Source organism: Bacillus sp. (in: firmicutes) (assembly GCF_031983925.1).
In the GTDB taxonomy this organism is placed as follows: Bacteria; Bacillota; Bacilli; order Bacillales; family Bacillaceae_G; genus Bacillus_A; species Bacillus_A pacificus.
Genome location: NZ_DALYZR010000026.1, coordinates 1 through 14,736, shown reverse-complemented (window position 1 = coordinate 14,736; position 14,736 = coordinate 1). Strand labels below are relative to the sequence as shown.

The 14,736-nt window shown below is 37.1% G+C and carries 16 protein-coding genes, 1 tRNA gene, 1 other RNA gene and 1 other annotated feature; of the genes, 4 read left to right on the top strand and 14 right to left on the bottom strand.

Features of this window, described 5'->3' with window-relative positions:
- Window positions 1–173 precede the first annotated feature (173 nt).
- The 7 genes from RTP99_RS27625 to tadA form a co-directional block, all read right to left on the bottom strand.
- Entirely contained in the window at window positions 174–443 is a 270-nt protein-coding gene (locus tag RTP99_RS27625; protein ID WP_001089264.1) for a pro-sigmaK processing inhibitor BofA family protein, read from the bottom strand.
- Window positions 444–635: 192 nt separating this feature from the next.
- Window positions 636–857: a YaaL family protein gene (locus RTP99_RS27620; protein WP_000466020.1), complete on the bottom strand. Its 222-nt coding sequence runs from the start codon at window positions 855–857 to the stop codon at window positions 636–638.
- 14 nt (window positions 858–871) lie between these two features.
- Window positions 872–1,468, bottom strand: a complete 597-nt coding sequence (gene recR, locus RTP99_RS27615; protein ID WP_000559169.1) for a recombination protein RecR — start codon at window positions 1,466–1,468, stop codon at window positions 872–874.
- A 14-nt stretch (window positions 1,469–1,482) separates the two neighbouring features.
- Window positions 1,483–1,809 (bottom strand): YbaB/EbfC family nucleoid-associated protein, encoded by a 327-nt coding sequence (locus RTP99_RS27610; RefSeq protein WP_001996460.1) that lies wholly within the window; start codon window positions 1,807–1,809, stop codon window positions 1,483–1,485.
- A gap of 25 nt (window positions 1,810–1,834) precedes the next feature.
- Window positions 1,835–3,523 carry a DNA polymerase III subunit gamma/tau gene (dnaX, locus tag RTP99_RS27605; protein ID WP_000121557.1) on the bottom strand — a complete coding sequence of 563 codons (1,689 nt, stop codon included), beginning with the start codon at window positions 3,521–3,523 and terminating at the stop codon, window positions 1,835–1,837.
- Between the two features lie 132 nt (window positions 3,524–3,655).
- Window positions 3,656–3,920, bottom strand: an RNA gene (gene ffs, locus RTP99_RS27600) — signal recognition particle sRNA large type.
- Between the two features lie 79 nt (window positions 3,921–3,999).
- A complete protein-coding gene (gene tadA, locus RTP99_RS27595) occupies window positions 4,000–4,500 on the bottom strand; it encodes a tRNA adenosine(34) deaminase TadA (RefSeq protein WP_000439013.1) in 501 nt (166 codons plus the stop codon).
- A gap of 107 nt (window positions 4,501–4,607) precedes the next feature.
- Here tadA and RTP99_RS27590 point away from each other — a divergent pair, with 107 nt between their 5' ends.
- The 3 genes from RTP99_RS27590 (at window position 4,608) to RTP99_RS27580 (ending at window position 6,579) form a co-directional block, all read left to right on the top strand.
- The gene (locus RTP99_RS27590) at window positions 4,608–5,147 is read left to right on the top strand and encodes a cysteine hydrolase family protein (RefSeq protein ID WP_000798717.1); all 540 of its coding nucleotides are present in this window, start codon (window positions 4,608–4,610) and stop codon (window positions 5,145–5,147) included.
- Between the two features lie 125 nt (window positions 5,148–5,272).
- Window positions 5,273–5,908, top strand: coding sequence for a deoxynucleoside kinase (locus tag RTP99_RS27585; RefSeq protein WP_000148224.1), 636 nt, complete (start codon window positions 5,273–5,275; stop codon window positions 5,906–5,908).
- 2 nt (window positions 5,909–5,910) lie between these two features.
- Window positions 5,911–6,579: a deoxynucleoside kinase gene (locus RTP99_RS27580; RefSeq protein WP_001053585.1), complete on the top strand. Its 669-nt coding sequence runs from the start codon at window positions 5,911–5,913 to the stop codon at window positions 6,577–6,579.
- Window positions 6,580–6,614: 35 nt separating this feature from the next.
- On the opposite strand, the gene RTP99_RS27575 is transcribed toward RTP99_RS27580, so the two are convergent.
- From RTP99_RS27575 to guaB, 7 genes are all read right to left on the bottom strand, one after another.
- Window positions 6,615–7,007, bottom strand: a complete 393-nt coding sequence (locus RTP99_RS27575) for a sigma factor-like helix-turn-helix DNA-binding protein (RefSeq protein WP_000364199.1) — start codon at window positions 7,005–7,007, stop codon at window positions 6,615–6,617.
- A 165-nt stretch (window positions 7,008–7,172) separates the two neighbouring features.
- Window positions 7,173–7,265 (bottom strand) — tRNA-Ser (locus tag RTP99_RS27570).
- Between the two features lie 156 nt (window positions 7,266–7,421).
- Window positions 7,422–8,696, bottom strand: a complete 1,275-nt coding sequence (gene serS / locus RTP99_RS27565; protein WP_046645757.1) for a serine--tRNA ligase — start codon at window positions 8,694–8,696, stop codon at window positions 7,422–7,424.
- Between the two features lie 51 nt (window positions 8,697–8,747).
- Window positions 8,748–8,969: a binding site (T-box leader), on the bottom strand.
- Window positions 8,970–9,023: 54 nt separating this feature from the next.
- Complete coding sequence (gene pdxT, locus RTP99_RS27560; RefSeq protein ID WP_000238781.1) at window positions 9,024–9,614, bottom strand: pyridoxal 5'-phosphate synthase glutaminase subunit PdxT; 591 nt, start codon at window positions 9,612–9,614, stop codon at window positions 9,024–9,026.
- An 18-nt stretch (window positions 9,615–9,632) separates the two neighbouring features.
- A complete protein-coding gene (gene pdxS / locus RTP99_RS27555) occupies window positions 9,633–10,520 on the bottom strand; it encodes a pyridoxal 5'-phosphate synthase lyase subunit PdxS (protein WP_000186156.1) in 888 nt (295 codons plus the stop codon).
- A gap of 161 nt (window positions 10,521–10,681) precedes the next feature.
- Entirely contained in the window at window positions 10,682–11,989 is a 1,308-nt protein-coding gene (gene dacA, locus RTP99_RS27550) for a D-alanyl-D-alanine carboxypeptidase DacA (RefSeq protein ID WP_124878453.1), read from the bottom strand.
- Window positions 11,990–12,102: 113 nt separating this feature from the next.
- Window positions 12,103–13,566 carry an IMP dehydrogenase gene (gene guaB, locus RTP99_RS27545; RefSeq protein ID WP_000264079.1) on the bottom strand — a complete coding sequence of 488 codons (1,464 nt, stop codon included), beginning with the start codon at window positions 13,564–13,566 and terminating at the stop codon, window positions 12,103–12,105.
- A gap of 115 nt (window positions 13,567–13,681) precedes the next feature.
- On the opposite strand from guaB, the gene RTP99_RS27540 reads away from it, so the two are divergent.
- Window positions 13,682–14,683 (top strand): YaaC family protein, encoded by a 1,002-nt coding sequence (locus tag RTP99_RS27540; protein ID WP_000554274.1) that lies wholly within the window; start codon window positions 13,682–13,684, stop codon window positions 14,681–14,683.
- Window positions 14,684–14,736 lie beyond the last annotated feature (53 nt).

Genomic DNA, 14,736 nt, shown 5'->3' with positions numbered 1-14,736 from the left:
GTTTGTTTCGTTTAGTTTTCAAAGTTCAACATCGCGTTTCAGCGACTTTTATAATTTAACATCTTGCGTTGAATCTGTCAACAACTTTTTTCTTTCGTTCCTGACGACGCTTATTAATTTACCATATTAACCATTCACAAGTCAACACTTTTTAAAAAAATGCCAAAATAAATTTATCTTGGCATGATATAAAGCTTAATAACCACTAATGCAGCAACACCGGGTAGACCTAATAAACTTGTGATTGTTGCAGTACCCAAGTTAATTGGAAGATGAAAATCAAAATATGTTCCTACAACATTTACGATAAAAAGTAATGCTACTCCTAAAGTAACATGAAAGAGCGCTTTTCCTATAAAACGTAACGGCTTAGAAGAAACACCAAAAACAAGGAAAATAAAAACTAACGCAAGAATACCAACAATAATAATTGTAGAATTCATTTTTTCCTCCTTATGAATGACCTATACACATTTATTTGTATGGGACAAGACGATAAAAAAGAACGTTTATTATATAACTCCAGTCGTTTCATTTTATTCACCTTGATTCTGCTACACGTTCTTCACAAAAAACATTAATCGATCTTTCCAAACAAATAAAATAAAAAGGCTCTGCTTTTTCAGCAGAACCTTTTACCATTGCTCCATCTTTACAGGACGACGTTTTGCTTCTTTTAGCAAGAAGAAATATTTCGCCTCTGCTATTTTCAAAGAACAAAGTACATCTTGAGATGGTTCAACACTTTGTTCAACCATTCTCTTTTGACGTAACCATTCATTCTTCACCTTTTCTAACAGTACAATTAGCTTATCATCATACTCTTTACGCAATTTACCCTTTTTTTGAAAGAACATTTTTGTTTCTCCTCTTATACTTCTCTACGACCTTCTAATGCTTTCGACAGTGTCACTTCATCTGCATATTCTAAATCTCCACCAACTGGCAGACCGTGTGCAATACGAGTTACTTTAATACCTGTCGGCTTTAAGAGGCGGGATATATACATCGCTGTAGCTTCCCCTTCAATATTAGGATTTGTTGCTAATATTACTTCTTGTACTGTTTCATCGTGTAGTCGCTTTAGAAGTTGCGGGATATTAATGTCTTCTGGTCCAATTCCCTCCATTGGAGAGATAGCACCACGTAACACATGATATACACCTTGATACTCTTTCATCTTTTCCATCGCGATTACATCTTTCGGTTCTTGCACGACACAAACAACTGATTGATCTCGATGTGAATCGTTACAAATATAACAAGGGTCACGGTCAGTAATATGCCCGCATACAGAACAATATGCTAAGTCTCGCTTCGCATTTACAAGTGCTTTTGCAAAACCTAACACATCATCTTCTTTCATATCTAATACGAAAAACGCCAATCGAACCGCTGTTTTCGGTCCGATTCCTGGCAATTTCATAAAACTATCAATTAGTTTTGATATTGGTTCTGGATAATGCATATATCAATATCCTCCTAGAACATTCCACCCGGTAAGTTTAAGCCTTTTGTAAATTTACCCATTGTAGAGTTTGAAAGTTCATCAGCTTTTTTAAGTGCATCGTTTGTTGCAGCTAAAACTAAGTCTTGTAACATTTCGATATCTTCTGGATCTACAACTTCTTCTTTCACTTTTACTTCAAGAATTTGCTTATGACCATTTGCAATAACTGTGATCATACCGCCGCCAGCTGTACCTTCAACTGTTTTTTCGCCAAGTTCTTCTTGCGCCTTTGCCATTTCCTTTTGCATCTTTTGCATTTGTTTCATCATGTTATTCATATTTCCCATTCCGCCACGCATCATAATTAATTCCTCCTAATTATTATTACTCTTTTATTTCAATGAGTTCTTGCCCTACTAATTTTACAGCCTCTTCTATAAGAGGATCTTCTTTTTTCTCTGGGCTTTCTTCAGAACTTCCACCTTCACGCTGTAAAAAATCTTCACGGATTTTACCCCATTCACTTTTTGGAATGGCAATCATATTTAATCTTTTACTTAGCAATTCAAATAAAGTTTGTTCCACTGTATCCATAGCCTCTCGATTTTCGCTTGCCATTTTACAGTGAATCTCATATTGGAACGCTAAAACGTAAGTATCATCTGAAGCCGCTACCGGTTCGCTATTTTCTAATAAAACAGCAAACGCTACTTTGTTGTATGCTTTGAGTCTTCCTAACAACTCTCCCCATACAGCTTTTAATTGTTCTAAATCTTGACGCTTCGCTTGCTTTAATACTTCATTTACGCGTCCGACAGGTATCTTCATACTTCCTGTCCGTACTGGCTTTGGTGCTGCACGCGTCTCTCTGACTTCCTGCTGCACACCGGCCGGCACACCATTCTTTTTGACTTGTTCTAGCTCTTTCTCCAATTGCTGCATCCTGTTCATAATTGCTTGTAAACGATCTGCACCATTTGCTTGCATCATAAACTGTTGACACAGTTGTACCATAACAACTTCTAAGAAAATTCGCGGGTGATTTGTCCACTTCATTTCCTGTTGCGCTTTACTAAGAGTATGAATGATCTCATAGATTACTTCCGGTTGCATTTCTTCACTTAACGTCCGGAATTGCTCATCAACCATCACTCGTTCCAACATATGTTCCAATTGTGGTGAAGTTTGATATAAAAGCATATCACGATAATAGTAAATGAAATCTTCCATAAAGCGTACTGGATCTTTCCCTTTACCCATCATCTCATCTATGATACGTAATGCTCTTGATACATCATTTTCACGTATACATTCTACTAAGTTGCCTAAGTATTGCTGAGAAACAGACCCTGTTACAGCTAATACATCTTCTGTCGTAACAGTCTCATCACTATAAGATATTGCCTGATCAATAAGACTGAGCGCATCACGCATACCACCTTCAGCGGCACGTGCAACAATTTGTAATGCCTCATCTTCTACTTGCGTACCTTCATTGTTCACAACTGTCGATAATCTCTCAACAATATCATTTACTGATATCTTTCGAAATTCGAAACGTTGGCAACGCGAAATAATTGTAGGCGGTATCTTATGCGGTTCTGTTGTCGCTAAAATAAAGATAACATGTCCTGGCGGTTCTTCTAACGTTTTTAAAAGCGCATTGAAGGCACCCATGGAAAGCATGTGAACTTCATCAATAATGTATACTTTATATTCTACAGCACTTGGAGCATATTTTACTTTATCTCTAATATCTCGAATTTCATCTACACCGTTATTTGAAGCCGCATCAATTTCTAATACATCTGAAATAGATCCTTGTGTAATCCCCAAACAAGAAGGACATTCATTACAAGGTTCAGCTACCGGAGCATGTTCACAGTTAATTGCTTTTGCAAACACTTTTGCAATTGTCGTTTTTCCTGTTCCCCTCGGCCCAGAAAATAAATAAGCATGTGAAACTTTCTCTTGAAGAAGGGCATTTTGCAACGTTTTTGTCACGTGCTTTTGACCGACTACATCTTCAAACTTTTGCGGTCTCCATGTTCGGTATAACGCTTGGTATGACACGAAAATACGGCCTCCCTCAAAGGTTATTATCTCATTTATTATAACCCATTCTGTTTATAGATTCCAAAAGTTATTTTCTATACAAAAAACCCACCTTAGTATTAAGGTGAGTTTTGTATACATATATAACTGCCGTGCACCTTCTGTCGATTACGTACCATAAGCGTTACTTAAGCAGTTAGCTCGGTTCAGGCACTCCTGCGGCACACGAGAAGACCCGCTTATTGCTGCTTCCTTCCGGACCTGACAAGGTTCACGGGGTCCCGTTGCGCAGGACCCAAACGTCAACACCACTTACTTAAGGCAGACCTTACAGCAACATAACCTCGAGAAGGGATTCGGCCTCGCTAGAGCGGATTGCGAGTATAGGGCACCGCTACCTCCCCGCTTAGCACGGCAAAGTTAAAACCAATATTCGGTTGCCTTCATTAAAGGCACTATCAGTATAACTTGTTTTTTTATAAAATGCAAATACGTTAATTCTCTTTACTTTTCTCTAATTTCTTAATCGCTTTTCTTTTTTTACGAAGCGCTCTAAAAAAGTTCGTTAATAGCGTACCGCACTCTTCTTCTAATACACCAGCCACTACTTCACATTGATGATTAAAGCGTTCATCCGTTAACAGATTCATCAATGTCCCTGCACATCCACCTTTCGGATCACTCGCACCATATACAACTCGCTTTACTCGTGATAAAACAATTCCACCCGCACACATCGGACAAGGCTCTAATGTTACATATAACGTCGCATCTTCTAAACGCCATGTCCCTAATTTTTTGCATGCCTCATCAATAGCTAACAACTCAGCGTGAGCTATTGATCTTTGCTCAGTCTCCCTTAAATTATGAGCAACACTAATTACTTCACCATTTAATACTATAACTGCACCAATCGGTACTTCTTGTATTGCCTCTGCTTTTTTAGCCTCTTCTATTGCTAACTGCATAAAATAAATATCTTGATCACGTTCCATAACATAGTCCTTTCATTACAAATAAAGTACACTTATTTCCATTTACTACACATGGGATAACTTTTACAAATTCAATCCACCCTAAGAAAAAAGAGAGGGGATTACATATGAAGAATACTGCCTTACTCATTATCGATATGATTAATGACTTTCAATTTTCACACGGGCCTATCCTAGCCAAAAAATGCGAAATTATAACCACTCCTATTTTACAATTAAAGAAGACAATGAAATCCTTCGGTTGTCCCATCATTTATATTAATGACCATTATCAACTTTGGAGATCTGATATTGACCAATTGATTACTCATTGTACAAATGAGTATAGTGAAAATATCATTCATAAGATCGCTCCAAATGCTGATGATTACATTTTTATTAAACCACATTACTCTGCTTTTTATGAAACACCTTTAAATTCTTTATTAGGCTATTTAAAAATAGAAAATCTAATATTAACAGGTGTCGCCGGGAATATATGTATCCTCTTTACAGCTAACGATGCTCATATGAGGAATTATACATTGTATGTACCACAGGACTGTATTGCCTCTAATGATGATCAGGATAACTTACATGCTTTAAAAATAATGGAAACCACATTAAAAGCAAATATAGTACCGTCGTTTCAAATAAAATTTGATTAATACATATATCTATTTTCCAACTTTTTATATCAAATTAACCCGCTCGCTTCCCTCTTGTGCTACAATAATTCTGTTTTGTGTTTTTAGTAGTCACGGTAAATCACTGATTGAAAGGAGGAAACAGCGTGACCGGAGTACCATTTATCACGGTTGAAGGACCAATTGGTGTTGGAAAAACTTCACTTGCGAAGGAAATTTCAACTCACATGCAACTCCACTTACTGAAAGAGATTGTTGATGAAAACCCCTTTTTAGGAAAGTTCTATGAAGACATCGACGAATGGAGTTTTCAAACAGAGATGTTCTTTCTTTGTAATAGATACAAACAATTAGAAGATATTAACATAAAGTATTTGAATCAAAGGAAGCCAGTAGTAGCGGATTATCATATATTCAAAAATGTAATTTTTGCATCCCGTACATTGAAAGATTCTCAATATGACAAGTACATGCAAATCTATCGTATCCTTACACAAGATATGCCAGTTCCAAACGTTATCGTTTATTTAACAGCTAGCCTAGAAACATTACAAAAGCGAATCGCAATGCGCGGAAGAGAATTCGAAAAAAATATGGATCCAAATTACTTACTACAGCTCACAAAAGATTACGAAACAGCAATGGATGCTTTTAAAAAGGACCATCCAGATATCCCAGTATTGAAATTTAACGGAGACGATATGGATTTTGTAAAAAATCCTGATGATTTAAACGTCATCCTATCTGCCCTTCAAAATACTCTCTTAAAGGAGTCGAAATAATAATGAATTTAAGGCAAAAATATGATATACCAAATGACGCAGTAATCACTATCGCTGGAACAGTGGGTGTCGGTAAATCCACTATGACAACTGCATTGGCTAACGCTTTAGGGTATCGCACATCATTTGAAAAGGTAGATTCTAATCCGTATTTGGACAAGTTCTATGCTGATTTCACACGCTGGAGCTTTCACTTACAAGTGTATTTTTTAGCAGAACGATTTAAAGAACAAAAAAGAATTTTTGAATACGGTGGCGGTTTTGTTCAAGATCGCTCTATCTATGAAGACACTGGCATTTTTGCAAAAATGCATCACGAAAAAGGTACAATGACGGAAACTGATTATGAAACATATAAAGGTTTATTTGACGCTATGGTCATGACTCCTTACTTCCCACATCCAGATTTATTAATTTACTTAGAAGGTTCTTTCGATGATATCGTTGATCGTATCCAAGAACGTGGACGTCCGATGGAACAGCAAACACCAATCGAGTATTGGAAAGAGATGCATGGGCGTTATGAAAACTGGATTAACAACTTTAATTCATGCCCTGTTTTACGATTAAACATTAATGAATACGATATTTTAAAAGATGGCGATTCCATTGAACCAATCATTAAAAAAATCGGTCATTTTTTAAAACAAACACGTAAACTTGTAAAATAAAAAACCCGTGCATATGCACGGGTTTTTCTATTAAATTACTTTTTCTTTGTTGGAGCAATAATTTCACTCTCAGGTTTTCCAGCGTTAATACGCTGACGAACAGTACTTGTACTAATATCGTACGCCTCAGCAATCTCTTTAACAGTCATTTCTTTCCCGTTAATTACTGCTGTTAATACTTTACCTGTACGTTTTGGAGCTGCTTCTTTCTTTCCAGCTTCTTTTTTAACTTTTTTTGGTGCCTCTACTTTTGTTGCAGTTTGCTTTACATCACAAGTGCAACCACAAAGTTTACGGAATGTATCATCGCTAATAATGCGTGATACATTTGCACCACTGTTTAAAATTCTATTGTTCTTACAGACAGGACATTGTACATAATATAAAGTTTTTCCATCTAAAGGAAACGTTTGTATAATAAGATCCATGTTGACTCCTTTCATATCTATGAAGATAATCATCGGAATATGAGTGTGTAATAAGGACAAAATTGCCTTACACCATACTTTATGATTGGTTTTAAAATAAAAACTCGTTACGTGTGGTAACGAGTTCTCCAATCTCCACTTATATGCGCTGTTGTCAATTATATCTGGAGGAGGTAGAGGGATTCGAACCCCCGCGCGACTCTCGCCGCCTGTCGGTTTTCAAGACCGATCCCTTCAGCCAGACTTGGGTATACCTCCATATTGACATCAAATATAATATCAAAAGAAAAACAGTTAGTCAACCCTACTAAAATAAATTATGAGGAAAGGAAAATTTTACTTTTCCTCTCCTACATCATAGTACTGACAACGCTCATAATTACCAATCACTCATACCGATGAATGTTTATAAATTTACTTAATAACTGTTTTTCCTCCCATATAAGGGCGAAGAACTTCTGGAATTATAATTGTACCATCTTCTTGTTGGTAGTTCTCTAAAATAGCTGCCACCGTACGTCCAATTGCAAGACCAGATCCATTTAATGTATGAACATGTTCTGGTTTGCCGTTTGGCTCACGACGGAAACGGATATTTGCACGTCTCGCTTGGAAAGCCTCGAAATTACTACAAGAAGAGATTTCACGATATGTGCCATAGCTTGGAATCCATACTTCAATATCGTATTTCTTCGCTGCCGTAAATCCTAAATCGCCTGTGCACATGCTCATAACGCGATATGGCAACTCTAATAATTGTAACACGCGTTCTGCATCATTTGTTAGTTTTTCTAACTCTTCATAAGAATCTTCTGGTTTTACAAACTTCACAAGCTCTACTTTATTGAACTGGTGCTGACGAATTAAACCACGTGTATCACGGCCAGCTGAACCTGCTTCAGAACGGAAACAAGAGCTAAATGCAGCATATCTTATAGGCAATTGTTCTTTATTTAAGATCTCATCACGGTGCATATTTGTTACAGGTACTTCAGCTGTTGGAATTAAGAAGTAGTCTTCACTTTCAATACGGAATGCATCTTCTTCAAACTTCGGAAGTTGTCCTGTCCCTGTCATGCTTGCACGGTTTACCATATACGGAGGTAATACTTCTTCATATCCATGCTCATCAGTATGAAGATCCAGCATAAAGCTAATTAAAGCACGCTCTAATCTTGCGCCAGCACCTTTGTAGAATACGAAGCGGCTTCCTGTTACTTTTCCAGCACGTTCAAAATCTAGAATTCCTAAATCTGTAGCAAGATCCCAATGTGGTTTTGGTTCAAAAGCAAATTCCTTCACTTCTCCCCAAGTGCGGGCTACTACATTATCATCCTCTGTTTCACCAACTGGAGCAGATTCGTGAGGAATATTTGGAATAGATAGCATCAATCTTTCTAGATCTTCTTCAACTGTACGAAGTTCGTTATCAAGATCTTTTACTTTTTCTCCAACTTCACGCATTTCTAAAATTAGAGATTCTGCATCTTTCTTTTCGCGCTTCAATACAGAGATTTGTTGAGATACTTCGTTACGTTTACTTTTTAGTTCCTCTGTTTGAACAAGTAGTTCTCTTCTTCTCGTATCTAATTCTTCAAAGCGACCAAAATCAGTTAAATCTTCGCCTCTATGCTGTAACTTAGCTTTTACTTCTTCAAAATTTGTACGTAAAAATTTAATATCAAGCATTATATACTCCTCCTTTTATTTTATAAAACACAAAAAACTCCCGTCCCTATATAAAGGGACGGGAGTTAACCCGCGTTGCCACCCTAGTTGAAAGCATTACCGCTTTCCTCTCAAGTAGAAATAACGGCTCTTCACCGGGAATGTTTACTAATCATAAAGATATTCCACATTCCATTCCAGGATGGATTCACAAACTGTTTCTATCGATTTCCACCAACCATCGACTCTCTATAAGAAACGACATTTGTTACTATTTCCTATCAACACGCTTATTTTATAAAATTGTTACCATCAATTTACTATAATCTTATACAAGTTGCAAGTTACTTATACAACTTTTTTCATTTTCGCTTCTTTTACCATTTCTACAAAGTATGCTGTTACACGATGATCATCCGTTAATTCCGGATGGAAAGAAGCAGCTAAAAACGGCCCTTGCCTTACCGCTACCATTCGATCACCATGTGTAGAAAGTACCTCAACATTATCCGCTACATTTACAACATACGGGGCACGAATAAATACGCCAACAAAATCTTCTCCCACACCTTTAATAGAAAGTGCAGCTTCAAAGCTATCTTTTTGACGTCCAAACGCATTGCGCTCAACTGTAATATCCATAGCACCAATATGTGCTTCGTCATAGCCAATAAGTGTTTTTGCAAGAAGAATCATTCCTGCACATGTACCAAACATTGGTTTACCAGACTTCGCAAATGTACGAAGTGGCTCCATGAAAGCATACTTATCAATAAGACGGCGCATAGTTGTACTTTCACCGCCTGGTAAAATAAGACCATCAATCTCTTCAAGTTGTTCTATACGCTTTACAACAACAGCTTCTGCACCACTTGCTTCAACTGATTTTACATGTTCACGAACTGCACCTTGAAGACCTAGTACACCGATTTTCACCATTTTAAAGTTCTCCTTCAATTACCATCCACGCTCTTGCATGCGTTGCTCTGGTAGTAACGTTGAAATTTCGATACCTTTCATCGCATTACCTAATCCTTTAGAAAGGCTTGCAATTAACTCGTAATCCTCATAATGAGTTGTCGCTTCAACGATTGCACGTGCAAATTTCGCTGGATTCTCTGATTTAAAGATACCAGATCCAACAAATACACCATCCGCACCAAGTTGCATCATTAATGCTGCATCTGCAGGTGTTGCTACACCACCTGCTGCAAAGTTTACAACCGGCAAACGACCAAGACGTTTAATTTCAAGTAGTACTTCATAAGGAGCACCAGTATTTTTTGCATATGTCATTAACTCATCTTCACGTAGACTTGCAACTTGACGGATTTCTGCATTGACTTGACGCATATGACGCACTGCCTCTACAATGTTTCCTGTTCCTGGTTCACCTTTTGTACGAAGCATAGATGCACCTTCTGCAATACGACGTGCAGCTTCTCCGATATCACGGCAACCACATACAAATGGAACTGTGTAATCACGTTTATTTAAATGGTATACTTCATCGGCAGGAGTTAATACTTCACTCTCATCGATATAGTCTACCCCTAATGATTCTAATACACGCGCTTCTACAAGGTGACCGATACGGCATTTTGCCATAACCGGAATTGACACAGCACCCATAACTTCTTCAACGATTGTTGGGTCTGCCATACGAGAAACGCCACCTGCTGCACGAATATCTGCTGGTACGCGCTCTAATGCCATAACGGCAACTGCGCCTGCCTCTTCTGCAATTTTTGCTTGTTCAGCGTTAATTACGTCCATAATAACGCCGCCTTTTTGCATTTCTGCCATTCCACGTTTTACACGTTCTGTCCCTGTTACGTTTGTCATGTTACAAAAACCCCCCTAGGTGAATTGCTTTTCCCCGTTAAAGGCGAAAATTAAGAATACTCTTACATTCTACCACTAACTATCAGATGCTTGTCTACTACTTTTTCATAAAGTCGGTATGAAAAATAGGAATAAGAAAAAGCCCCTACAATGAGGAGCTTTTAAAACCAACCTTTTACTGTATCAACAGCACTATTCCATATACCACTAAAGAAAGAACCAATTCCGCGCATAGCACGAGTAAACCAGTTTGCTTCTTCTACTTCAGCTGTTGTTACAAGATCCACTTGCAACGACTTACCAGTTAAAAATCCAGGATCGTTTGTATCTTTTGGCGTAATTACCATTTGACCAAGTGCAGCTCCCTTTTTAATAGGTGCCTCTTGTCCCTTACTTGATTCTTTTAATTCAGTTTTATAAACATCTTTACTTCCTTTTGGTACTGGAAGTGAAATGGCTTGTTTCGTTTGAACTGCTACATCTTTATCTTTCGCATTTTCTACTCGTACTGTTTCTTGTCCTTTTACTGAAGAACCTTTTTTATACATTTGTTTCATTTCAAAGTTAGCAAATCCATAATCATATAGCTTCTTTGTTTCATCAAAACGTGCTGTATGAGAACTTGTTTTAATCACTACAGAAATAAAACGCATACCGTTTCTTTCAACCGTACCAGTGAAGCAATCTCCCGCTTCTGGAGTTGAGCCTGTTTTTAGGCCATCTACGCCATCATATTCTTTAACTAAGCCCTTTAACATCCAGTTCCAGTTCGACATTGCAAACTTCTCTTTTTCTGGACGGAATTCTTTTTTCGGGATTTTTGCTGTATCTAACACTTTTGGATAATCTTTAATTAAATGTTGTGCTAAAGTTGCAACATCCTTTGCAGACATTTTATTTTCTTCATCCGCTGTTGTTCCTTCTGGATGCATTCCCTTTAAATCTTTATTCGTTAAACCTGTAGAATTGACAAATTTATAATTTTTCAACCCTAGTTCTTTCGATTTATCATTCATCATTTTTACGAAATCTACTTCTTTACCTGCAATTGCTTCTGCTAATGCAATCGTTGCACCATTTGCAGAGAAGATTGCCATTGCCTCGTATAACTCTTTTACTGTATAAGAGCCACCATTTTCTAATGCCACATTTGATAATGAAGCATCCTGTGAAACTTTATACGCATATTCAGAAACCTTAATTTTCTGATCCCACTTAAGCTTTCCTTTATCTACTGCTTCGTGAACTAAATACTCACTCATCATCTTCGTCATACTAGCAATGGATAATAATTCATCTGCATTCTTTTGATATACAATTTTTCCAGAATTCGCTTCAACTAAAATTGCCGCACCTGCTTCAATATTTAAAGCAGCTCCTGTTTCAGCTGATGCATTGCTATATGGTAACAACATACTACAAGCTAGTGTAAACATTGTTACTAGTGCAATGAATCTTTTGCAAAACATACCTTTCACTTTTGCTACCCCCAATATCTATGTACTCACATAACCGTTATTCTAACATAATCAAAAAAAAATAGACAGAGATATAAAATCTCCGTCTATTTATATATAAGACATTATAATGAGTAGTTTGGAGCCTCTTTTGTAATTTGTACATGATGAGGATGACTTTCAAGTAAACCAGCACCTGACATACGAACAAATTGTGCATTCTCACGTAAGAATTCTAAATCTTGTGCTCCGCAATATCCCATACCTGCGCGTAATCCACCAACTAATTGATGAACCGTATCTGCTAAAGGTCCTTTATATGGTACTCGTCCTTCAATACCTTCTGGAACAAGTTTTTTATTTCCTTCTTGGAAATAACGATCTTTACTTCCTTTTTCCATCGCTCCGACAGAACCCATACCACGATATACTTTAAATTGGCGACCTTGATAAATTTCAGTTTCACCAGGACTTTCAGCAACACCAGCAAACATACTACCTAGCATAACAACATGTGCTCCTGCTGCTAAAGCTTTAACCATATCACCAGAGTACTTAATACCACCGTCAGCGATAACTGGGATACCGTGTTTACGAGCTTCTGTTGCACAATCATAAACCGCTGTTAATTGTGGTACACCAACCCCAGCTACAACACGTGTTGTACAGATAGAGCCTGGTCCAATACCAACTTTAACTACGTTTGCACCTGCTTCAATTAATGCTCTTGTTGCTTCAGCAGTAGCAACATTTCCAGCGATAATATTTAATGATGGATACTTTGCACGAACTTCTTTCACTTTATCAATAACGCCTTGAGAATGTCCATGAGCTGTATCAAGTACGATTGCATCTACGCTAGCTTTTACTAATGCGTCAATGCGAGTCATAGCATCAGCCGTTACACCAACTGCTGCTCCAACTAATAAGCGCCCTTGCTTATCCTTCGCAGAATTCGGGAATTCAATTACTTTTTCAATATCTTTTATTGTAATAAGCCCTTGTAATACACCGTTGTTATCAACAAGAGGGAGTTTTTCAATTTTATACTTTTGTAGGATCTTTTCAGCCTCATCTAGCGTTGTACCAACTGGAGCTGTAATTAGCTGTTCTTTTGTCATTACGTCGGAAATTTTGATTGAGTAGTCTTGGATAAAACGCATATCACGGTTTGTAATAATACCAACTAATTTTCGCTCGTCTAAATTATTTACAACGGGTACACCTGAGATACGATATTTCCCCATAAGGTGCTCTGCATCATACACTTGATGTTCTGGAGTTAAAAAGAAAGGATCTGAAATAACACCACTTTCAGAACGTTTTACTTTATCAACCTGCTCGGCTTGTTGTTCAATAGACATATTTTTATGAATAATTCCTAAACCGCCTTGACGAGCCATTGCAATAGCCATATCCGCTTCTGTTACTGTATCCATTCCTGCACTAATTAACGGGATGTTTAACTGTAAGCTTTCAGATAAAACTGTTTTAACACTTACTTCTCTTGGTAGTACATCTGACTTTGCTGGTACAAGTAATACGTCATCAAAAGTCAAACCTTCTTTAACAAATTTAGATTCCCACATAATTGTTCCCCCCATGATACCAGAAATTATTATTAGTAGCTTATCAATTGGTTAAAATACTGTCAAGGACGTATATATATGTTAGAATTTTTAGACAATAAAAGGAGCGTAATATATGCATCAAACACATTGTACTTGGCAGCAACTAAGTTTCTTCTTTTCATCTCAAAATGTACAACGTTATCTTGCCCGTTGTTATGAAAAATCCTCGATACAAAATGCCGAAAAAAAAAGTTTCGAAAATTGTTATCCTTTTATTTATTATTTAGAACACGGGAAAAATTATTACGAATTATATAAGGTAGCTCCCTTTTCGATTCAGCCAATGTTATTGTTTTATGGAATGAGCCAACTTTTTAAAGCATGCTTATTAACTATTGATCCAAACTATCCTGAATCCACTACTGTTTTAGCTCATGGCGTTACGACTCGTAAGCGGAAAAAACAGGGATATCAATTTTTAGAAGATGAGGTAAAGGTACAAAAAAATGGACTATTTACTCATGTTGCAGAACAACTGTTTCACATGAAACACTTAGAATCAGAGAAGTTTAACATGTTGGATTTAATGGGGAATATTCCTGAATTACAAAGCTTATTTCGCTATAGTCAGCGAGGTTCCACTTTATATAAAATTGATTCAACAAATGCAAATGAACTTTCCTTTTCAGTCAATATACTAGATCGACTTCATATGACTTCAGAAAGATTTTCACGTTATATTGAATCAATTTGTAAGCACTTATCCGTGCAACATGTCCCCGGGAAAACGGGCGCATCCAATTTACTTTTTACGGCTCCTATCCAATCGTGGAATCCTATATATAGTACGCCTTTATATTACGAATATCTCGCTGATACTTATTACTTACCACTCACAACTGATCCTAGAAATCCTACACCCGTATTACCTGAACTTCTCGTTCATTATTTATTGCTCTACAATTTAAGTATGATTTCTAGATACGAAACAGATTGGTGGTATGATTTACTTGGAAGCTATGGCTCTGAAGATTACCCATTTATTTATCAATTTCTTACTATTTCTGCTCAAAAAATTCCTTACTATATTTCGAATTTTTTACTAGCAGAACCGAACCTATTTCATGGGAAATAAAAAAACACAAGTCAAAAGACTTGTGTTTTTAGTTGCTTGGCGACGTCCTACTC